Origin of the sequence: Kribbella hippodromi (assembly GCF_039531045.1) — a bacterium.
Lineage (GTDB): Bacteria > Actinomycetota > Actinomycetes > Propionibacteriales > Kribbellaceae > Kribbella > Kribbella hippodromi.
Window position 1 is genome coordinate 100,679 of sequence record NZ_BAAAPH010000016.1, and the last position, 20,789, is coordinate 121,467.

At 67.2% G+C, this 20,789-nt stretch carries 19 protein-coding genes; 12 read left to right on the plus strand and 7 right to left on the minus strand.

Translation table 11 applies throughout. The features are described 5' to 3' along the window. Positions 1–29 precede the first annotated feature (29 nt). Positions 30–1,019 (minus strand): ABC transporter substrate-binding protein, encoded by a 990-nt coding sequence (locus ABD260_RS24000; RefSeq protein WP_344236549.1) that lies wholly within the window; start codon positions 1,017–1,019, stop codon positions 30–32. A gap of 192 nt (positions 1,020–1,211) precedes the next feature. Here ABD260_RS24000 and ABD260_RS24005 point away from each other — a divergent pair, with 192 nt between their 5' ends. The 9 genes from ABD260_RS24005 to egtD all read left to right on the plus strand — a co-directional run bounded on the left by ABD260_RS24005 (position 1,212) and on the right by egtD (position 12,984). Beyond that, a complete protein-coding gene (locus ABD260_RS24005) occupies positions 1,212–2,180 on the plus strand; it encodes a FecCD family ABC transporter permease (RefSeq protein WP_344236743.1) in 969 nt (322 codons plus the stop codon). Further along, a complete protein-coding gene (locus ABD260_RS24010; protein WP_344236551.1) occupies positions 2,177–3,205 on the plus strand; it encodes a FecCD family ABC transporter permease in 1,029 nt (342 codons plus the stop codon). The genes ABD260_RS24005 and ABD260_RS24010 overlap by 4 nt, the downstream gene beginning before the upstream one ends. A 3-nt stretch (positions 3,206–3,208) precedes the next feature. Then, complete coding sequence (locus ABD260_RS24015; RefSeq protein WP_344236553.1) at positions 3,209–3,982, plus strand: ABC transporter ATP-binding protein; 774 nt, start codon at positions 3,209–3,211, stop codon at positions 3,980–3,982. Beyond that, complete coding sequence (locus tag ABD260_RS24020; protein WP_344236555.1) at positions 3,979–4,638, plus strand: (2Fe-2S)-binding protein; 660 nt, start codon at positions 3,979–3,981, stop codon at positions 4,636–4,638. Before ABD260_RS24015 ends, ABD260_RS24020 begins: the two co-directional genes overlap by 4 nt. A gap of 64 nt (positions 4,639–4,702) precedes the next feature. After that, complete coding sequence (locus tag ABD260_RS24025; RefSeq protein ID WP_344236557.1) at positions 4,703–8,284, plus strand: glycoside hydrolase domain-containing protein; 3,582 nt, start codon at positions 4,703–4,705, stop codon at positions 8,282–8,284. 152 nt (positions 8,285–8,436) lie between these two features. Next, positions 8,437–9,657, plus strand: a complete 1,221-nt coding sequence (locus ABD260_RS24030) for a glutamate-cysteine ligase family protein (RefSeq protein ID WP_344236559.1) — start codon at positions 8,437–8,439, stop codon at positions 9,655–9,657. A gap of 44 nt (positions 9,658–9,701) precedes the next feature. Continuing rightward, complete coding sequence (gene egtB, locus ABD260_RS24035; RefSeq protein WP_344236561.1) at positions 9,702–11,012, plus strand: ergothioneine biosynthesis protein EgtB; 1,311 nt, start codon at positions 9,702–9,704, stop codon at positions 11,010–11,012. Positions 11,013–11,113: 101 nt separating this feature from the next. Continuing rightward, a complete protein-coding gene (locus tag ABD260_RS37630) occupies positions 11,114–12,022 on the plus strand; it encodes a class II glutamine amidotransferase (protein WP_425553381.1) in 909 nt (302 codons plus the stop codon). Then, the gene (gene egtD, locus ABD260_RS24045) at positions 12,019–12,984 is read left to right on the plus strand and encodes an L-histidine N(alpha)-methyltransferase (protein WP_344236565.1); all 966 of its coding nucleotides are present in this window, start codon (positions 12,019–12,021) and stop codon (positions 12,982–12,984) included. Before ABD260_RS37630 ends, egtD begins: the two co-directional genes overlap by 4 nt. Before the next feature lie 3 nt (positions 12,985–12,987). Here egtD and ABD260_RS24050 read toward each other — a convergent pair whose 3' ends face one another. From ABD260_RS24050 to ABD260_RS24060, 3 genes are read right to left on the minus strand one after another with little or no spacing between them, the layout of a single operon-like run. Further along, positions 12,988–14,295, minus strand: a complete 1,308-nt coding sequence (locus ABD260_RS24050) for an ABC transporter substrate-binding protein (protein ID WP_344236567.1) — start codon at positions 14,293–14,295, stop codon at positions 12,988–12,990. A 12-nt stretch (positions 14,296–14,307) separates the two neighbouring features. Then, positions 14,308–15,189, minus strand: a complete 882-nt coding sequence (locus ABD260_RS24055) for a carbohydrate ABC transporter permease (RefSeq protein WP_344236569.1) — start codon at positions 15,187–15,189, stop codon at positions 14,308–14,310. A 10-nt stretch (positions 15,190–15,199) separates the two neighbouring features. Next, positions 15,200–16,198 (minus strand): carbohydrate ABC transporter permease, encoded by a 999-nt coding sequence (locus tag ABD260_RS24060; protein WP_344236571.1) that lies wholly within the window; start codon positions 16,196–16,198, stop codon positions 15,200–15,202. Between the two features lie 50 nt (positions 16,199–16,248). Between ABD260_RS24060 and ABD260_RS24065 the strand changes: the two genes are divergently transcribed. After that, a complete protein-coding gene (locus ABD260_RS24065; protein ID WP_344236573.1) occupies positions 16,249–17,319 on the plus strand; it encodes a LacI family DNA-binding transcriptional regulator in 1,071 nt (356 codons plus the stop codon). Between the two features lie 29 nt (positions 17,320–17,348). Then, positions 17,349–18,071 carry an alpha/beta fold hydrolase gene (locus ABD260_RS24070; RefSeq protein WP_344236575.1) on the plus strand — a complete coding sequence of 241 codons (723 nt, stop codon included), beginning with the start codon at positions 17,349–17,351 and terminating at the stop codon, positions 18,069–18,071. Between the two features lie 39 nt (positions 18,072–18,110). Here ABD260_RS24070 and ABD260_RS24075 read toward each other — a convergent pair whose 3' ends face one another. Together ABD260_RS24075 and ABD260_RS24080 are read right to left on the minus strand one after the other, a co-directional pair. Continuing rightward, positions 18,111–18,806 (minus strand): SH3 domain-containing protein, encoded by a 696-nt coding sequence (locus tag ABD260_RS24075; RefSeq protein WP_344236577.1) that lies wholly within the window; start codon positions 18,804–18,806, stop codon positions 18,111–18,113. A gap of 108 nt (positions 18,807–18,914) precedes the next feature. Further along, positions 18,915–19,412, minus strand: a complete 498-nt coding sequence (locus tag ABD260_RS24080) for an NlpC/P60 family protein (RefSeq protein ID WP_344236579.1) — start codon at positions 19,410–19,412, stop codon at positions 18,915–18,917. Positions 19,413–19,619: 207 nt separating this feature from the next. On the opposite strand from ABD260_RS24080, the gene ABD260_RS24085 reads away from it, so the two are divergent. Continuing rightward, positions 19,620–20,264 carry an NBR1-Ig-like domain-containing protein gene (locus ABD260_RS24085; RefSeq protein WP_344236581.1) on the plus strand — a complete coding sequence of 215 codons (645 nt, stop codon included), beginning with the start codon at positions 19,620–19,622 and terminating at the stop codon, positions 20,262–20,264. A gap of 1 nt (position 20,265) precedes the next feature. Here the strand turns inward: ABD260_RS24085 and ABD260_RS24090 are convergent, their stop codons facing one another. Next, positions 20,266–20,772: a GbsR/MarR family transcriptional regulator gene (locus ABD260_RS24090; RefSeq protein ID WP_344236583.1), complete on the minus strand. Its 507-nt coding sequence runs from the start codon at positions 20,770–20,772 to the stop codon at positions 20,266–20,268. Between the last annotated feature and the right edge of the window lie 17 nt (positions 20,773–20,789).

The window sequence follows — 20,789 nt, forward strand, 5'->3', positions numbered from 1 at the left end:
TGACCCTACTCCGGCACTGACTCCGGCAGTTACTCCGGCTTGACCGGTGCCGGGACGTCGAAGGTCTTGGCCAGGTCGGTGAGGATGGACCAAGCGCCCTGCAGCCCGACCGCGGTCATCCAGGTCAGGTCGGGTACGTCGTGCACCTTCGGCGCGAGCGGCTTCCAGAGCGGGTTCGCCTTGAACTGGGCCTCGGTCTTCGCGCTCTGGCCCTTGTCGTCGGCGTAGGTGGTGACGAAGATCGCGTCCCCGTCGGCGTCCTTGATCCGCTCCGGGCTGATCTCGAGCGCGAAGCCGGCCACGTCCTGGGACTTCGGGCGCTTCAGGCCGGCGTCCTTCAGCACGATGCCGGAGTAGCTGGCGTTCTGGTACAGCCGGGTCGGGCCGTCGATGAACCGGACCACCGAGATGGACGGGTTGTGCGCCTTCGCGTTGATCGCGTCGCCGACGGTCTTGGCCGCCTTCTCGTACGCGGAGATCTCCTTCTCGGCCAGGTCCTCGGCGCCGAGCGCCTTGGCCTCCATCCGGATGTTGTCTTTCCAGGTCGCCCCGGTGGTCTCGGACATGATCGTCGGCGCGATCGCGGACAGCTGGTCGTACAGCTTCTCGTGCCGGACCTTCGCGGTCACGATCAGGTCCGGGTTCAGCTCGGCGATCTTCTCCAGGTTCGGCTCGGCCAGGGTGCCGACCGACTTCGCCTCGGAGCCGTACTTGGTCCGGTCGTCGCCGAGGTAGTCGGGCAACTGGCCGTTGATGGTGCGGTAGTCGGTGTACCCGACCACCGGAGTGTCCAGGATCAGCGTCGCGTCCACGAAGCTGGTGTCGAGCGCGACCACCCGCTTCGGCTTGGTCTTGATCTCGGTCTTGCCCATCGCGTGCTCGACCGTGCGCGGGAAGCCGGCGGCGGCCGCGTCGCCGCCGCCCGGCTTGTCGTCGGTGCCGGACGAGCCGCACGCCGACAGCGTGGTCGCGGCCAGGGCCGCGGCGGCGAGCAAGGGGATGATGCGGGGCAGGCGCACGGGTGTCTCCAGGGGACGCTCGGGATAAGGTGACTCACGACCACAGCAAAGTAAGGCAAACCTAACCATATGTCCTCCGCCACCCCACCCGCAGACCCCGACCCACCCGCCAAACCCGGTGCAGCCCGTGCAGTGCCTTCTCCTCCGGCGGGGCGCGGGCTCAGTGCGCCGCCGCCGTTTCGTCGGGCAGTGATGTTGATCGCACTTGTTTTGGTGCTGCTGCTGGCCTTTGCGGCGAGTCTGGCGCTCGGTTCGCGGTGGTTGGGGCCGGGGGCGCTTTGGCATGCGTTGACGGCGAACGACGGGTCGGATGCGGACGTGATCATCCGCGGGCTGCGGTTTCCGCGGACGGTTGTCGCGGTGCTGATCGGCCTGTGCCTGGGCATCGCCGGCACGCTCATGCAGGGCCACACCCGCAACGCGCTGGCCGAGCCCGGCATCTTCGGTGTCAGCTCCGGCGCCGCCTTCGCGGTCGTCCTCGGTCTGCAGCTCGGCCTGGTCGACACAGTGTCGTCAACAGTCTGGGCCGCCCTCCTCGGCGCCCTGATCGCCACCTTCGCCGTACAACACCTGGCGTCCCGCGGCAGCGGCGCCTCACCAGTCGGCCTGGCCCTGACCGGCGCAGCCGTAGCCGCCCTACTAGGCGCAATGACCACAGCGATCGTGCTACTCGACGCAAACACCCTGGACAGCTACCGCTTCTGGGCAGTCGGCTCAGTGGCCGGCCGCGGCCTGGACGTAGCCGGACAGGTGCTGCCCTTCGCAACCCTCGGCCTCGTACTAGCCGCAGTGAACGCCCGCGACCTCGACCTACTCGCCCTCGGCGACGATGTAGCCGCCGGACTCGGCCTATCGATCCGCCGAGCGCGACTGGTAGGTCTAGGCGCCATCGGCCTACTAACCGCCGCCGGAGTCGCCGCCTGCGGACCGATCGGCTTCCTCGGCCTCCTGTCCGGTCACGTCGCCCGGCGCATGTTCGGCGCCCGCAACACCTGGCTGCTCCCCGCAGCAGGTGTCATCGGCGCCACCAGCCTGGTGCTAGCGGACCTGGTCGGACGCCTAGTAGGCGGCGCCGGCGAAGTACAGGCAGGTGTAGTACTCGGCGTGGTCGGCGCCCCGCTGTTCGTGCTCGTCGTACGCCGCCGGGCGGTAGCCCTGTGAGATCCCGAACCGTAGTGCTGAGCCTCATCTTCGCGGCTCTAGCAATCGCCATCGCCCTGATCTCCCTCAGCGTCGGTACGGCCCGCCTACCGCTCACGGACGTCATCGAGGTACTACTCGGTGGCGGCCGCCGGGGCACCCGGCTCGTCGTACTCGAACTGCGCCTCCCACGAATAGCCACCGGCTTGCTGGTCGGCATCGCCTTCGCCGTGTCCGGCGCCCTACTGCAGACACTGTCGCGGAACCCACTGGCCAGTCCGGACATCGTCGGAGTGAACTCAGGTGCATCCGCCGGTGCGGTCGCCGTGATCGTCCTGGCAGGCACCGGCGGCGGAAACATCTCCGGCTTCGCGGCCAAGGTCGGCATCCCGGCTGCTGCCGTACTGGGCGGACTGCTCGCGACACTGATCGTCGGCGCGCTGTCGATCCAGCGTGGGGTCGTCGACGCGGGCAAGGTGGTGCTGATCGGTGTCGGCATCGCAGCCGCGGCCAACTCGCTCGTTGCATGGATGCTGGTGATTGGTGACGTCAACGACGCCGGACGGGCGGCTGCCTGGCTGGCCGGGTCACTGAACTCCAGAGCCTGGAGTGACGCGATCCCGGTACTGATCGCGGTCCTACTGCTGTTGCCGGTGGCGATGATGTTCAACCGGGACCTGTCCGCCCTGGTGCTCGGCGACGATGTGGCGTCGTCGCTGGGCGTACGAGTGGCCCGGATCCGGCTTGCGTTGTTGGTGATCGCGACTGTGCTGGCCGCGATGGCAACTGCCGGCGCCGGTCCGATCGCCTTTGTCGCACTGGTTGCTCCGCAGGTCGCGCAGCGGCTCACCCGGATGGAGCGGCCACCGCTACTGACCACAGCGATGCTCGGCGCGCTGTTCGTCGTACTAGCTGATCTGGTTGCCCGTAACGGCTTGCAGTGGGCGCAGGTCGGTCCATACGAGCTGCCGGTCGGCGTGGTCACGGCCGCGTGCGGAGCGCCGTACTTGCTTCACCTCATCGGTCGTCAGCAGAAGGGACGCTGAACGGTGCACGTCGAGAACCTGACTCTTGCGTACGACGTGAGTACGCCGGTAGTGGATGCACTGACGCTGGAGGTGCCGTCCGGTCAGTTGACTGCGATCGTCGGGCCCAACGGCTCCGGCAAGTCCACTCTGCTGCGTGGGATGAGCAGACTGCTCACTCCACAGACCGGTCGGGTGCTGCTGGACGGCAAGGACATCCATCAGCTGCCGGCGCGTGAGTTGGCGCGGAAGCTCGGTGTACTGCCGCAGGGGCCGGTCACACCGGAGGGGATCAGCGTGGCCGAGCTGGTGGCGCGGGGGCGGCATCCGCATCGCGGTCTGTTCGGGCGGCTCACCTCTGATGACGACGCGGCGATCGACGAAGCTCTACGAGCCGTGGAGCTCACGGAGCTTCGGGACCGGCCGGTGGAGCAGTTGTCTGGTGGTCAGCGGCAACGGGTGTGGATCGCGATGGTCCTAGCGCAAGGGACTCAGCACCTACTTCTCGATGAGCCGACGACGTACCTGGACCTGGCGCACGCAGTGGACGTGATGAACGTGGTCCACGCGTCCGCTTTGACAGGCCGGACAGTTGTCGCCGTACTGCATGACCTGACGCTGGCTGCGCAGTACGCGGATCACCTGGTGGTGATGGGAAACGGACAGATCGCCGCGCAGGGCAGTCCGGTTGACGTACTGACCGCGCCCCTGCTGGACGACGTGTTCGGGTTGAAGGCGACCGTCGTGGAGGTTGGCGGCGCACCGGTCGTGGTACCGGACCGTAGGCTGGCCGGGTGACGTACACCGTGAGCCGTCTGGCGGAGGTGCTGGCTGATTCGGTCAGCTGGATCTCCGTGCGTACGGCGGATGCGGTGCCAGGACCGGACTGGGTCTCCTGCGCGGACCTGATCGCGGAGCAGCAAGCAGGTGGCGATCCGACGTACGGGTGGCGGTCTGCGGCTGCGGCCGACTACGCCCGGGACTACGCGATCGAGCCGCCTGTACAGGTCGCGGCCATGTTCACGCTGATGTGGTACGTCCAGGTGCCCGCACTGGTCGCGGGAGTGACCGCTGCGGCCACCGGTGTATCGCCTGACGTCTCGCCTGCGGCCTTGGCGTTCAAGCGGCATCCGACCGCGCACTACCCGGCCGAGATCGCATTGCTGTCCGATGCAGTCGTACCAATGGACACTGCGGCGGAGCAGCTCAGGGACCACACGCGGGCGTTTCTGGACGGCTACCAGCCCGGCGTGAAGCTCGGTTCGTTGCAGCGGCTCGGTGCGGTCGAGGACGAGGTGCGGGCGGCGGTGCGGTTGCCGGAAGAGGCTCCGTACGCCGATCAGGCCGCCGCGGCGTTCGGTGTGTCACTGGAGCAGAAGCTGCGTACGTCCTGCTGCTACTTCTACGTACTGCCCAACGTGACTGCCTGCACCACCTGCCCCCGTTTCCGTTGATTGGTCTATACGGGCTGGATCGAAAGGATTGCCGGGTCCTCCGCCGCGGCTAAGGCTTGGCGCCATGCGCTGGACACGAGTAGTGGTGGCGAGTGGACTGATGGTGACGATGACCGGGCTGGCGCCAGTGGCGCACGCGGCCGGCGCGACACCGGGGATGTGGACCGAGACGTCGTACAGCTCGGTCTTCAAGGACAGCGGGCGGTCCGCGGACGCCCGCGACGACATCCGGCTGGACACGGCCAAGAACGACTACGAGGCAGCGCAGATCGTGCTGCGTGGTCCGGCGGCGTTCACCGTGAGCGGCGTGGACTTCACTGCCCTGACCGGGCCGTCGGACGCGATTCCGGCGAGTGAACTGAGCTACAACCCGGTGGGGTACGAGTACCTCAACCACAACTCGGTGTTCGGCGGGAACCAGCCCGTCTACCCGACGACGCGGACCGCACCGGGCGACTTCCCGGACCGGCTCCTCAACCAGCCGAGCATCGACGTACCGGCGAACCAGACGCAGTCGTTGTGGGTCCGGGTGCACGTCCCGGCGACAGCCAAGGGCGGCGTGTACCACGGCCGGGTGACGGTGCATACGACCAACGGCAACCTCAGCGTCCCGATCCGGGTGAACGCACGCAATGTGGTGATCCCACCGGCGAACCAGAGCGAGTTCACCAATGTGATCTGGACGAACTTCCTCGGGCTGACCTCGTACGACCCGGGTGCCGGTGACACGGTCAAGCTGTTCTACGGGCACGACCGGTACTCGCCGGAGTGGTGGCAGCTGATCGACAACTGGGCCGACACGATGAAGCGGTACCGGCAGAACAACCTGCAGTTGCCGCTGATCAACCTGCTGACCGACGGTGGTAGCAAGGTCGATGCTGCTGGCAACTACTCGTTCGACTTCAGCCGCTTCGACCAGGTCGTGCAGCGGTTCCTGGACAAGGGTGCGGTGAACAAGCTGGAAGGCTTCACCGGTGCCGGGCCGCAGAACAAGGAGCACAACAGCCAGTGGCCGCGGTACCTCGTGGAGGTGACGCCGAAGCAGACCGGGCGACAGGTGCCTGACTACGTCTGGTGGGACACGCCAGAAGCAGACAACTGGTACAAGCAGTTCTACCCGGCGTTGCGGCAGCACCTGTCCGACAAGGGCTGGTCGAGCATGTTCTGGATGCACGTGGGCGACGAGCCGGGTGCTGGTGGTGACCCGGGCTGGTTCGGCGTCGCGAGCAAGCTGCGGCAGTACTGGCCGGACGTGAAGATCGGTGACGCCGTGGTGAACGATCTGGCTGCCCGGGTCGCGCAGTCGGAGGACATCGTCATTCCGAACCTGCACACGTACACGTACAACCCGGCGCCGTTCGACGCCGAGCGGGCCAAGGGCAAGCCGCTGTGGTTCTACAACTGCAACATCCCGGTCGGCAACCACCTGAACAGGTTCATCGACCAGCCGGAGTGGAGTCAGCGGCAGACCATGTGGCTCGCGTACGGGCGTGGTGCTACCGGGTACCTGCACTGGGCGTACAACAACTGGCAGTACGCCATGAACGACCAGGATGTGAAGGGTGACGGGTACATAGTCCGGCCCGACAAGCTGCACAACACGGTCGAGGCATCACCGCGGTACGAGTCGCTCCGGGACGGTATGGAGGACTGGGAGGTCCTCAACCAGCTTGGTAAGACCAATCCGGGTCTGGCACATGACCTGGCGACCAGTGTGGTGCAGCGAAGCGACAAGTACTCGCCGGACGTGAACTACATGCAGCGCATCCGCGCCATCGCACTGGACGCGGCTGCAGGGCTTCCGGTCGTGGCCAAGGACCTGGCACGAGCTGCTACCGCATCCAGCGGCGATGCCTCCAAGGCAGTCGACCGCAACAGCTCCACCGGCTGGCAGCCTGACAGTGGCACCGGTACCAACTGGGTGCAGGTTGACCTGGGCCGCCAAGCGCAGGTGGATGGCGTACGGCTGCGCTGGGGGAGCACGTACGCGAACAAGTACCGCGTGCTGATCTCCTACAACGGTACGAAGTGGGCGGAGATCGGACCGGGGACGGGCGATGGTGGTGACGACTTCATCGGGCTGAACGCGAAGACGCGGTACATCCGGGTTGAAGCGACCAGTTCCAGCGGCGGTGCCACGCCGTACCAGCTGCTCGACTTCGAAGTGGCCGGCCAGCACCTGCTGCAACAGAACATCGCCGGCGGGAAGCCGTACGACCGGACCGAGCCGTCCAGCCGCTTCCCGGACGCTACGAAGACAGAGGCGACCGACGGCGTACTCGGTGACGACTGGAGTGACGGCAAGAGCTTCGGGTACGAGCTGGCGAACGTCGGCGACAGTGTGCACCCGACGGTGAACATCGACCTCGGCTGGGCGCAGGCTGTCGGTACCGTGCGCGTGCACGCGTACGAGGAGTACCCGGACTACCGGCCGGACATGATCACGGTCTCCACCAGTACCGACGGTACGAACTACAGCGAACGGGCGCGGCTCAGCTTCGTGAACGGTTCGTCGAACATCTGGTACGACCTGGGCTTCGCGCCGGCGACCGCACGGTGGATCCGAGTGACGTTCGACAAGAAGCGGACGAACGACCGCAACACCGGCATCTTCCTGGACGAGATCGAGGCGTACGGCGCTGGTCAGCCAGGTGATGTGGTGCCAGGAGCGACGGCGTACCAGTGGAATGACGCTGGTGGTGCTGGACATGAGGTGATCTACGCACCGACCGCCACCGGCTCGATGGGACGCTGGGACTGGACCGGGGCCACCGGACTGAAGCGGGACGACCTGGGCGGTGGTCCGATCGCTGGAAAGACCACGGGGTACGCCTGGTACAACCAGCAGCACGCAGTGGCCCGCAGTACGACCGGAACGCTGCTGCACTGGTGGTGGATCGAAGGCGAGCCGTCACCGCACTACGCGAACTGGGGCGGCGACGCTGCCGGTGATCCGGCCGCCGTGGTGTGGTCGGGCCAGCAGCACATCTTCGCGCGCTCGTCCTCCGGTGACCTCTCGCACTGGTGGTGGGATCCGGCGGACGGAGAACTACGCAACGACAAGTGGAGCGGTGCGCCCGGTCCGATCGTCGGTACCCCGTCCACGTTCGTCTGGGGCAACCAGCTGCACGTAGTGGCTCGCGGCGCGGACAACCACCTGTACCACTGGTGGTGGGTACTGGGTGAGTTCGAGCCGCACTTCGCGGACTGGGGCGGTCAGGCGTACTCCGACCCGACCACCTTTGTGTGGAACGGGCAGCAGCACGTGTACACCCAGTCCGCGAACGGACAGCTGTACCACTGGTACTGGGACGCCGGCGACGGGCTGCACCAGGTCGAATGGGGTGGTGCGCCCGGGAAGTTCGTCGGAGCGCCGTCGGCCTTCAAGACCGGGACGCAACAGCATGTGGTCGCTCGTGGACCCGGTAACACGCTTTACCACTGGTGGTGGGACCAGGGCACCTCGAAGGTCACCTGGGAGGACCTGGGGGGCGAGGTGTACGCCGATCCGGTCGCCTTCGCGTTCGCTGACCAGCATCAGTATTTCGCTCAGAGCAGAACTGGGACCCTGTTCCATTGGTGGTGGACGCCGCAGGACGGCTGGCACCGGAACGACTGGGGCGGCTCGGTGAAATACCCGGTCTGACCTGCGGGTCCGGCCCCCGGCCGGCACGGTCCGAGAACTGTCGGTGGCGTCGGGAAGCATGTCGGGCATGAGTCGACACGCTGCCCAGACGTCACCGACGGGTAATTTCCGGTCGGTTGTCCAGGCCTGGGTCCGGAGTTAGGTTCGCTGACGTGACCTCGCCCGGTGGTTTCCCGGCGACGACTCCGATCGGCTCCCGGGCCGAGGCGGAGGGTTATGTCGCGATGGTCTGTTTCAAGCACGGTCCACCTCGGTTGCACGGCGTCGAGCTCGAGTGGACAGTGCATCACGCGGAAGATCCGCACCGGCCCCTCGACGCCGGCCGGCTGAGCAAAGCCCTGGGCGAACACGCCCCCGCGACCCTGGTCCGTGGCAGTCCGCAGCTGCCGCTGAGCCGGGGCGCCCTGGTCACCGTCGAGCCGGGTGGCCAGGTGGAGATCTCTGTACCCGCGTCGGAGTCGATCCCCCGGTTGATCGACGACACGGCCGCCGACGCCGCCGAGCTGACCGCTCTCCTGCTGGACGCGGACCTGGTCCCTGGTGCCTACGGCCTGGACCCCTTCCGCGCACCCCGCCGCATTCTCACCGTCCCGCGCTACGAGGCGATGGAACACGCCTTCCAGCGCCTCGGCCCACACGGGCGGCGGATGATGTGTTCCACCGCCGGGCTGCAGATCTGCCTCGACGCCGGGGAACAGGACCAGACCGCCCACCGCTGGCGCGCGCTGCACGACCTCGGACCGGCTCTGGTCGGGCTGTTCGCCAACTCCCGCCGTCGCGCCGGTTCCGACACCGGTTGGGCCTCGGCCCGGACGGAGGCGACCTTCGGGACCTGTGCCCCGTTCACCGAGCCGCCGCCGCTGGATGGCGACCCGGCCGCTGCCTGGGCGCGGAAGGCGATGGAGGCGCCGGTGCTCTGTTGGCGGCGCGGTGACACGTGGGACGCGCCTACCGGACTGACCTTCGGTGCCTGGGCAGACGGACAGCTGCCCGGCGACAGACCGACGTACGACGACCTGGAGTACCACCTGTCCACGCTGTTCCCACCGGTCCGACCCCGTGGGTACTTGGAGGTTCGCTACCTCGACGCACAGCCAGGGGACGGCTGGATCGCACCAACGCTGCTACTCACTGCACTCATGTCGATCCCAGTCGACCAGGTGCTTGCTGCGGCCGAGCCAGCCGCGGGCCGCTGGTTCCCAGCAGCCCGCGAAGGCCTCAAAGACCCGCTAGTGCTACGCGCCGCCCGCAACGTCGTCGCACTAGGTACCGAAGCACTGCACCACACCGGCGCAGCCCCTGAACTCACAGCTGCCGTCGCAACCCGGCTACAGCAAATCGTCGACACCACCCAGAGAAGGCGAGCATCGTGAATCACCAACTATCAGCTCTCTCGCCTGAGGAGCTGCGGACATATGTGGCGGAGCAGTTGGAGCGGTCGCGGGCCCGGACCGTGCAGCTGACTGACGCCGTGGATACGGATGACCTGGTCAAGCAGCACTCCAAGCTGATGTCTCCACTGGTGTGGGACTACGCGCACATCGCCAACCAGGAAGAGCTCTGGCTGGTGCGTGACGTCGGCGGGCGCGAGCCGTTGCGGCAGGACATCGACGAGTTGTACGACGCGTTCCAGCATCCGCGCGCGGAGCGGCCGGCGTTGCCGTTGCTCGGTCCGGCGGAGACCCGTGCGTACGTGACTGAGGTCCGCGACAAGGTGCTCGACGTGCTGGACCACATCACCTTCGACCCCGGTCGTGAGCTGGTCGACAACGCCTTCGCGTTCGGCATGATCGCGCAGCACGAACAGCAGCACGACGAGACGATGCTGGCGACACACCAGTTGCGTACGGGGGCGCCAGTGCTGGATGCACCCGCTCCTCCTGCGGGGCGTCCGGTGCCGGCGGAGGTGTTCGTACCGGGCGGTGTGTTCGAGATGGGTACGTCGATCGAGCCGTGGGCGTTGGACAACGAGCGGCCCGCTCATCCGGTGCGGGTCGCGCCGTACGTGATCGACACGGTCCCGGTGACGAACGGGGAGTACCTGCGGTTTGTGCTCGCTGGTGGGTACGACGATTCGCGGTGGTGGTCGGAGGCGGGGTGGGCGCACGTACGCAAGGCGTCGTTGGTCGCGCCGAGGTTCTGGTCGCAGGCCGACGGCGAGTGGTGGCGGTTGCGGTTCGGTCATCAGGAGAAGTTGCCGTTGGACGAGCCGGTCATGCACGTCTGCTTCTATGAGGCCGAGGCGTACGCGAAATGGGCCGGGAAACGGCTGCCGACGGAGGAGGAGTGGGAGTTCGCGGCGCGGTTCGATCCGGTGAGTGGGCGGACCAGGCGATTCCCGTGGGGTGACGATTCGCCGGGGCCGCAGCATGCGAACCTCGGGCAGCGGCATCTGCGGCCGGCGCCGGCAGGGGCGTACCCGGCTGGTGCGTCGCCGCTTGGTGTGGAGCAGTTGGTCGGCGATGTGTGGGAGTGGACGTCGAGCGATTTCCGCGCGTACCCGGGGTTCCGCGCGTGGCCGTACGACGAGTATTCGCTGGTGTTCTTCGGGCCGGACTACAAGGTGCTTCGCGGTGGATCGTTCGGCACCGACGAGGTGGTTGCCCGAGGCACCTTCCGGAACTGGGACCATCCCATCCGCCGCCAAATCTTCGCCGGCTTCCGCTGCGCCCGCGACCCCCGCCCCGACGAGTTGCACGGCGACTCCACCACCGGCGGCGCTTCCTGATGTGCCGCCACCTCGCCTACCTGGGCCCACCCACCACGCTGTCCGACCTCATCCTCACCCCACCCCACTCCCTCTACGAACAAAGCTGGACCCCCACCGACATGCGCCACGGCGGCACCCTGAACGCCGACGGCTACGGCCTCGGCTGGTACACGGAAGACCCGCCAACCGCCGATGACCTACCTGCCTACACAGCAGCCGCCCCGCACGACCTCGCCTCCACAGGACCAGCCGTCGGAAACCACGGTGCTGCTGGAGGAGCAGTTGTTGGGGACCGCGGTGCTGGTGGAGGAGCAGCTGCCGGCGACGAGTCTGCTTCTGCAGGAGCAGTTGCCGGTGATCACCAGACTTCTGCAGCTGTTCACCAGGGCGCTGCCGCCGCTCCTTCCTCCGTGTCGCACGAGACGCGGCGCCGGCGCCCTGTCAGATACCGGCGGAATGTGCCTATCTGGGCGGATCAGAACTTGGCTGAGTTGGCTGGTTCGATCCGGGCGGGGGGTGTGTTGGCGGCCGTTCGGAACGGGACGATGGGGATGCCGTACGGGGAGGGGGCGGTGGCGCCCTTCCGGTCGGGGGAGTGGTTGTTCAGTCACAACGGTCGCGTACCGGGGTGGCCGGAGTCGGTGGTGAAGCTGGCTGAACAATTGCCGGCCGCCGACCTTCTCGGACTGGACGCGCCGGTGGACTCGGCGTTCATCTTCGCGCTCATCAGACACCGGATGGGTGCTCGCGACGATCACGAGGCGGCGGTGGCGGCGGTTACTTCAGTCGTGCGGGATGTGGAAGCAACCGCACCCGGCTCCCGGCTGAACTTCCTGCTGACCAACGGCACCCACCTGATCGCAACAACCTGGACCCACTCCCTGCACGTCCGCCGCACCCACAACTCCATCACTCTCGCCTCAGAACCGTTCGGAGAAGAACCAGGCTGGAGTGAGGTGCCGGATCGGATGCTTCTCGTCGCGACTGCCACGACGCTGCAGCTCACCCCGATGGAAGGATCAGCGTGACTCGCATCGACCTCCAGTTGACCCCGGACTACGCCGCCCGCGCCCTCCGCGACGACGTCCGCGCCGGTCTCTCCGCGGCCCCCAAATGGCTCCCGCCGAAATGGTTCTACGACGCCCGCGGCAGCGAACTCTTCGAAGAGATCACCCGCCTCCCCGAGTACTACCCGACCCGCGCCGAACGCGAAATCCTGCACGCCCGCGCCACCGAAATCGCCACCCTGACCAACGCCCACACCCTCGTCGAACTAGGTTCCGGATCCTCCGAAAAGACCCGCCTCCTCCTCGACGGGCTCCGCGACCACGGCACCCTCACCAGCTTCGTACCGCTCGACGTCTCCGAGTCCGCACTGAGGGAAGCAGCCGACGCGATCAACGCCGACTACCCGACCATCGACGTCCACGGCGTAGTAGGTGACTTCACCGCACACCTCGACAAACTCCCCGGCGACCCGCCGCGCCTGGTCGCCTTCCTCGGCGGCACCATCGGCAACCTCATCCCGGCCGAGCGCGAAACGTTCTTCCACTCGATCCGCGACGTCCTCGAACCAGCCGAGTGGCTGCTGCTGGGCACCGACCTGGTCAAGGACCCGGCCACCCTGGTCGCCGCGTACGACGACGCGGCGGGCGTCACCGCCGACTTCAACAAGAACGTGCTTCGCGTGATCAACCGTCAGCTCGGCGCGGACTTCGACGTGGACGCCTTCGAGCATGTCGCGATCTGGGACCAGGACAACGAGTGGATCGAGATGCACCTCCGCGCCACCCGTCCGATGCGGGTGCTGATCCCGGAGATCCACCTGGACGTCAGCTTCGAGGCGGGGGAGGAGATCAGTACGGAGATCTCCGCGAAGTTCCACCGTGCGAAAGTCGAAGCCGAACTGGACAAAGCGGGCTTCACGCCGGCCGCATGGTGGACCGACAGCGAAACCCGCTTCGCCTTGTCACTCTGGAAGGCGGTGTGACGATCAGCCGCCTTGCTTGATCAGCCCGTTGATCTTGTCGACGTACGTGGACAGTTCGCTGACCGGCTTCTTGCCAAGCAGGATCGGCTGGTAGTCGGCCGTGGTCAGGTCACCGACCTGCTGCGCCCAGGTGGTGGTGAAACGGACCCCGACCGTCTTCTCCGCGCCCAGGTCGGCCTTGACCGTGTCGACGACCGTCGGCTGCTGCGCCTTGGTGAGTGCGTCGAAGTAGCTTGCCTGCGCCGGCGTGTACGCGGGCGGCGCGACCGGCGACGCGGGCAGTACGGCGTCCCACACCTTCGTGTTGATGTACTCGAGCACCTTGAACGTCGCGTCCTGATCCTTCGTGTACTGCGGAGTGCAGATGCCGACCGAGTCGTACAGCGTGGTCGGCGTCTGCACCTGCGGGAAGGGCGCGAACCCGTACTTGATCTTCGGCTTGTCGGTCTGGAACCCGGCGGCCAGCCACTGCCCGCCGAACGTCATCGGCACCTTCCCGGCCGCGAACAACGACTGCACGTTCGCCGCGTCGTACCCGGGCGGCGCGACGGAGCCGTTCTTGATCGCCGCGACCAGCTTCTGCACACCCTCCTGGTACTTGTCGTCCATCTCCGCCTTGGTCGGGTGATTCACGTTGTCGGTGAACGGCGCACCGCCGGCCGACACCGAGTACATGCTCATCGTGAACGGTCCGTCCGGCGAGGTGAGCTGATCGGCGACCAGCCCGTACTTCGCACCGTTCTTGTTCGCCAGCTTGGCGGCAGCGGCGTACATGTCGTCCCAGGTCCACCCCGCCTTCGGCAGCGGTACACCGGCCGCGGTGAACGCATCGGCGTTGTACCAGACGCCGTACGTGTTCATCAGCGACGGCAGACCGCCCATCTGGCCGTCGGCGGTCTTCCAGTTCTCCATCGCGGACGGGACGAACTTGTCCGCCTTGAAGTCACCGTTGCCGTTCTTGATCTTGTCGGCCCAGTCGACCAGCAGACCTTGAGACGTGTACTGCTGCTCGGTGTCGTTACCGCACCAGAACAGGTCGGGCAGCTTCTTCGCCTGCGTCAGCGACGCGAGCTTGTCACCGTACTGACCGCTCGGCGAGTCGAGCAGCTCGACCTTGATGTTGTCGTCCTTGAAGTCGGCCAGCGCCTTCTTGATCGCCGCGTTGGTGTCGGCCGACTCCCACGTCATCACCGTCACCGTCACCGGCCCGCCGCCGGAACCGCCCGAGCTGCCGGAGTCCGAACCGCCGCACGCGGTTGCCACCAGCAACCCCGCGCAGGCCAGCGCGGTGACGCCCAAAGTCCTCTTCACAAGGGATCTCCTCTATTTCTGGTTCGTGCTGCCGAGAGCGCCGAGGCCCTGGATGAAGTAGCGCTGCGCGGCGAAGAAGATGATCAGCGGCGGCAGCATGTACAGCAGGTTGGTGGCCATGTAGTAGCTCCAGTCCGGCGTCTTCCCGGCGAACGGGGAGATGAACGCCGCCATTCCGACCGACAGCGGCCACTTGCCGGAGGAGTACAGGTAGACCAGCGGGTTCAGGTAGTCGTTCCAGGACGCCTGGAACGCGAGGATCGCCATCGTCAGCCAGGCCGGCCTGGTCAGCGGCAGCATCACCTGGGTGAAGATCCGGAAGTGCCCGGCGCCGTCGAGCTTGGCCGCCTCGTCGATCGAGTACGGGATGGCCAGGAAGTACTGCCGGGCCAGGAAGATGAACAGCGGGTTCCCACCGAGGAACGCCGGCACGATCAAGGGCAGCCAGGTGTCGTACCAGCCGATGCTCTTGTACATCTGGAACAGCGGGATCAGGCCGACCACACCAGGCAGCAGCATGCTCCCGACGAACAGGTAGAACCACAACTTCCGGCCGGGAAAGCGCAGTCGCGCCAGCGCGTACCCGGCCATCATCGCGGTCATCACGCCACCGATCACGCTCAGACCGGTGATCAGGAACGAGTTCAGCAGCAGCCGCGGGAAGTGGATCGCCTTCGGGCCGTTGACGAAGTTGCTCCACTTCCACTCGTGGGGCAACAGCTTCGGCGGGATGTCGAACACCGCGGTGCCGCTCTTCAGGCCGATCGTGATCATCCACAGCAGCGGGACGATCATCACGGCACAGACGAAAAGCGCGACCACGTACCAGGCGGTGGTCCCGATCACGCGCGGCTTCTTCTTCGCGGGACGCACGGCCTGGCTCGCGGGCGCCACCGGGGGAGCTTCAGTCGGAAGTGCTGTCACTGTACGTCCAGAGCGAGGAGAACTTCGCGGTCAGGGCAATCACGGCGATGATGATCACGAACAGCACCCACACCTGCGCCGACGCGTACCCGAGCTGCGGGATCTTGCCGAGGGTCGGGAAGCCGTTGTTGTAGATCCCGAGCATCAGCACGTTGGTACTGAAGCCCGGTCCGCCGTTGGTCAGGATCTTCGGCTGGTTGAACGTCTGCAGCGCGGCGGTGGTCTGCAGGATCACCTGCAGCAGCATGATCGGGCTGATCATCGGCAACGTGATCCGGAAGAACACCGAGAACGGCCCGGCGCCGTCCACCTTGGCCGCCTCGTATAGCTCGGTCGGCACCGACTGCAGCGCGGCCAGGAAGATGATCATCGTGCCGCCGACGCCCCAGAGCATCACCAGCACGACCGCCGGCATCGCCATCTTCGGGCTCTGCAACCACAAGCTGGTCGGCAGTCCGAGCCGGTCCAGGATCGTGTTCAGCAGCCCGACCTGCGGATCGAGGATGAACTTCCAGAGCGTGATGGTGGCGATCGCCGGAAGCACGACCGGCAGGTACGCGAGCGTGCGGACGAGGCGTACGCCCGCGAAGCGCTGGTTGCAGAACACCGCCAGGGCGAGGCCGAGGATCAAGGACAGCGGGACGTAGAGCAGCACCAGGTACCCGGTCGCGCGCAGCGCCGGCCAGAACGCCGGGTCGGTCGTGAACAGTCGGCGGAAGTTGCCGAGGCCAACGAAAACGGGATTGGTCAGCCCGTTGTACTTGGTCAGGGAGAGGTAGAACGACCGGATCAGCGGATAGCCGACGAAGACGAAGAAGCCGATCATCGCGGGGGCGATGAACAGGTACGCGGCCCTGACGTCGGAGCCGGCGTTCCGGCTCATCCCGCTCCGGCCGCGGCCCCGGGAAGGTGCTTTGGTCGCGCTCATCTTCGGCTCGGGCAGATACTCATCCGGCCTCCTGGACGGTAACGTTTCCAACGTTTTACTGTTGGGTGACGATGCCGTGTCCCGAAAAGGAAGTCAACCCCGTGTCCGAAACGTTTCCAAGCAAGGCCGCCGAGCATGCCCGGCCGACGATGATCGATGTCGCCCGCCGGGCCGGCGTCGGGCTCGGCACGGTGTCGCGGGTGGTGAACGGTGGCCACGGCGTCCGGGACGAGACCGCGCAGCGGGTCCGCGCGGCGATCGACGAGCTCGGTTTCCAGCGCAACGAGGTGGCCCGCGCGCTCCGGCCGGGGAAGAAGTCGACCAGCCTGGCGCTGGTGCTCGGCGACCTGACCAACCCGTTCTACGCGAGCATCGCGAAGGCGTCGCTGGAGGTGGCCGGACAGTCCGGGTACGCGGTCGTGCTCGGCAGCGTCGACGAGGACCCGGAGGGCGAGAAGCGCGCGATCCAGGAGCTGGTCAGCCGGCAGGTGGCCGGGTTGATGATCGTGCCGGACCAGGGCGACCACGCGTTCCTCGAAGGCGCCGGCGTACCGGTGGTGTTCGTCGACCGGCCCGCGACCGGGATCGATGCGGACATCGTGATGGTCGACAACGAGGGCGGTGGCCGGATCGCCGCAGAGCATCTGCTGGCGCAGGGGCATCAGCGGATCGCGATCCTGCTCGCGCCGTCGTACTACACGATCGGCCGCCGGTTGCGGGGGTTCCGGCGCGCGCATCGGGCCGCGGGCGTCGACGTGGACGAGTCGCTGGTCGTGCAGTTGCCCGAGGGCACCGCGGAGGCGGCCGAGAAGGCGACCCGCGAGGTGATGCTGCGGGCCGACGCGCCGACCGCGATCTTCGCGTCGACGAACTTCCTTGCCGAGGGCGTGCTGCGAGCCCTCGGAGTGCTGCGGTCGCTGGGCGAGCTCAGCCAGGAGCCGGCCGTGGTCGGGTTCGACGACTTCCGGCTGGCCGACATGCTGCCGACGCCGGTCACGGTGGTTGCCTCCGACATCGCCGAGCTCGGCCGCAGCGCCGCCCGGCTACTACTCGACCGCGCTTCCGGTACGGACACCCGTCCGCCGCAGCGGATCGTGCTTCCGTGCGCACTGATCGAGCGCGGCTCCGGCGAACGCCCGCCGGGTTCTGCTGGCAACAGAACCGCTGGATAACGTCCGGGCCGACTGACTAGGTTCGCTTCGTGCACTATGAATCCTTCGGTACCGGCAGCCCGATCTTCTTCTTGCCCGGCTGGGGCGGCGATGCCGGCGAGGGCCGGGACGTGCACGAACCGATCTTCGAGCAGCGGCCTGGCTGGCGGCGGATCTACGTCGATCCGCCGGGCACCGGGCAGTCTCCGGCGATCCCGTCAATCACCGACCAGGACGGCATGCTCGCGTCGATCCTCGAATTGATCGACGAGTTGGCGGGCGACGAGTCGTTCGCGCTCGCGGGTACGTCGGCCGGCGCCCTGCATGCGCGCGGGATCGTCCGGCGCGACCCGGACCGGGTCCGCGGGCTGTTGCTCCGCGTTCCCGGCATCATCGTGGACCGGACCCGGCGCACACTGCCCACCGAAGGTCCGGCCGAGACGGAAGCGTGGCGCGACAAGCAACGCGCGTACTACGACGTCGCCGAGGCGCGGGCCGATCTCGATTTCCTCGGCCGGATCCAGGCCGACGTGACGAAGTACGCGCTGCGGGTGGACCCGGCGGCCCGTTTCGAACGGCCGACTCTGATCGTGACCGGTCGCCGGGACCACATCACCGGGTACGCCGATGCCTGGTCGATCCTGGACGACTACCCGCGGGCGACGTACGCGGCACTGGACGGCGAGGGGCATGAGCTTCCGGTGCGTTCGACGGGGTTGTACCAGGCGCTGGTGGCGGACTGGCTGGACCGGGTCGAGCACCCGGACGCGTGAGGGGCGGACGCGCGTCCGGGTGCTCGTATTCAGGTGGGGTCAGAAGTTCGGCCAGGCCCAGCCGCGGTAGTTGGAGAAGTACGGGAGCTTGGCGAGGCCGATTTTGCCGTTGACGCTGGTGGCCCAGAAGTACCCGTCACCGCGAGCCACACCGACATGGCCGTGCGGTGCGGCGAGGTCCCAGAAGACCAGTGCGCCCTTGGGCGGATTCAGATCGCCCTTGTGCGCGACGCCGCGGGCGACGGCATCGTTCCAGTCCGCGGTCGCGGAAGCCCAGATCGCGGTCTTGCCGTACGAGTTCTCGGCGGCCATCTCGCAGTATCCCTGGTACGCGGTCGAGCCGTTGCGCGCGGCGTACCAGTTGATGGCGGCGTCGGCGCGTGGGTTATTTGTACACAGTGGTGCGATCAGGCCGGAACTGCCGGTGTTGACGTACGAGTCGGTGATGAAGCCCTTGCCGGGGATATGGTCCCAGATCAGGCTCCGGCCGTACTTGCCGGTGACGGGCTCCCCGTAGATCTGACAGTCGATTTCGACGGTGCCGTTCGGCTGGTTGCCGACGGTGGCGAAGCTGGTCGCGTTACCGGACCGGATCGCGACGCCGGTACCGCTGTCGGTGACGACGGTTCCGGTGGCGGCACTGGCCGGGAGGACGCCGGTCCCGAGAACGGCGGCTCCGCTGAGCAGTGCGGTGAGGGTGAGACGGGCGGTGATGCGCATGAGGGCGGTACGCATGGTTGTGCTCCCCTTCTGGAGTTGTCCTCGCAGGGAACCAGAAAGTGAAACTGTTGTCGCAGTACGCAACGGGCGGCGCCCGGTGGCCGGCCGGGCGCCGCTTCCGGCTCAGAAGTTCGGCTGCGCCCAGCCGAGGTAGTTGCTGAACCACGGCAGCTTCTGCTTGCCGATCGCGCCGTTGACGCTGGTGGCCCAGAAGTAGCCGTCACCGGTGGCGATGCCGACATGCCCGTACGAGCTGATGTTCCAGAACACCAGTGCGCCACGCGGCGGGTTCAGGTCACCGCGGTGCGCGGCGCCCCGGTTGACGGCGTCGTTCCAGTTCGCGATGGCCGACGCGTAGATGCCGGTCGTTCCGTACGCGTTCTCGACGGCCTTCTCGCAGTACCCCTGGTACGCGGTGGAGCCGTTGCGGTTGGCGAACCAGGCGATCGCGTTGTCGGCGCGCGACTGCGTCCCGTACACGCTGCTGCTGGTCGAGGCCGGCGCCGGGGCGGGCGCGGCTTGGGCGGTGCTGGTCGTCAAGGCGGCGCCCCCGATGGCCAGGACGCCGAGGGCGGCGGTGGCGGTCAGGCGGGCGAACGACCGGGTAAGGGAGGGCATCATTTTGTTGCCTTTCGCTCTCAACTGCAGTGGGCGACGGCTGTTCTCTTGGAGAAGCAGCCCTGTGTGAAGAGAATCAGAGAGTGATTGCCTTGTCGCAGTGGGCAACGGAAAATGATCACTGCGATTTGGTATTTTGTGTAGATAAGTGACGGCAGACTGGAGAGTGCCGTGCGCCCAGCCCAGGCCCGGTACGTCATTGGAGCCCGCATGCGGGAGCTGCGTGAGGCAGCCGGTGTGCCGCTGACCCGCGCGGCGGCCGAGTCCGGCTGGGACAAGGGACACCTGTCCCGGGTCGAGCGCGGACACACCAAACCCAGCCGCGAGCTGACCGAGTGGTACGACAACTCGTTCGGCGCCGGTCAGTCGCTGGTGAACCAGTTGATGGAGCTGGACGCCGCTGTCCGCGCCGGCCGGGACGTCTCCCAGCGGGACATCCGGCGGCACGTACAGCCGGTGCTGCTCGGCGGCTCGGTGCCCATCGACCACCACCCCGAGGACCGCGCGGAGCTGGTCGGAGAGACCGTTCCGGACGGCACGCGGGTGTGCCGCGACGAGCAGTTCGACAAGGCGTGGGAGATCCTGAACAGCGGCGAACGCCCGTGGCGCGACCGCTGGCTCACCCGCCAAGGCGCCGCCGGCATCCCCGGCTGGCTGCGCTCACCGACCCGCGAACGCGTCCCGGACGCCGCCCCCGGCGAAACCGTCACGGTCACCATGCGCCTGCAGGCCCCGCCCCAAGTAGGCGCCTCCACCGCCTACTTCAAAATCACCGACGACGTCGGCCGCCTGTACTACCCAGGCCTCGAGTCGCCACCCATCTACTGCACGATCTTCACCGTCGACAGCCCTTGAGCTACTCGCCGGTGAGCTTGGCGTCCAGTTCGGCGTCCAGTTCGGCCTTGTATTTGATCCAGCGTTCGCTGAGGCCCTTCACCTCTTCGGCGATGAAGTCGATGAAGCCGAGCGAGATGTGGATCCGGCGCCACGCTTCGGTGCCTTCGCCGGAGGCGTCCAGGACCTTGCGCAGGGAGACCGACCAGCGGCCGAGGGACGCGTCTTCGGTCATCATCGTCTGGTACCAGGCGTCGTCCTGCACCACGTACACATCGCGGCGGCTGCCGGGCTCGCGCTCGCGGGTGGCGAGCCGGAGCTGGAGCAGGTAGTTCACCGCGCCGGACACCGCGGCCGGACTGGCCTGCAGCTGATCGGACAGCTCCGCGGCGGTCATCCGGCCGTTCTCACTGGACAGGATCGCGGCGAACACCCGCCCCGCCATCCGCGGCCAGCCCGTCTCCGCCAGCAGGTTGCCGAACTGCTCGGTGTACCGCTTGACGGCGTCGTCGTCTCGATGTGCACTCACCGCCCCATCATCCCCTC

Coding starts and splice junctions, on each gene's coding strand:
- ABD260_RS24005 (WP_344236743.1), top strand. CDS start 1,212: ATGTTGATCGCACTTGTTTTGGTGCTGCTGCTGGCCTTTGCGGCGAGT.
- ABD260_RS24025 (WP_344236557.1), top strand. CDS start 4,703: ATGCGCTGGACACGAGTAGTGGTGGCGAGTGGACTGATGGTGACGATG.
- ABD260_RS37630 (WP_425553381.1), top strand. CDS start 11,114: ATGCGCCACGGCGGCACCCTGAACGCCGACGGCTACGGCCTCGGCTGG.
- ABD260_RS24075 (WP_344236577.1), bottom strand. CDS start 18,806: ATGCGTACCGCCCTCATGCGCATCACCGCCCGTCTCACCCTCACCGCA.
- ABD260_RS24080 (WP_344236579.1), bottom strand. CDS start 19,412: ATGATGCCCTCCCTTACCCGGTCGTTCGCCCGCCTGACCGCCACCGCC.
- ABD260_RS24085 (WP_344236581.1), top strand. CDS start 19,620: ATGCGGGAGCTGCGTGAGGCAGCCGGTGTGCCGCTGACCCGCGCGGCG.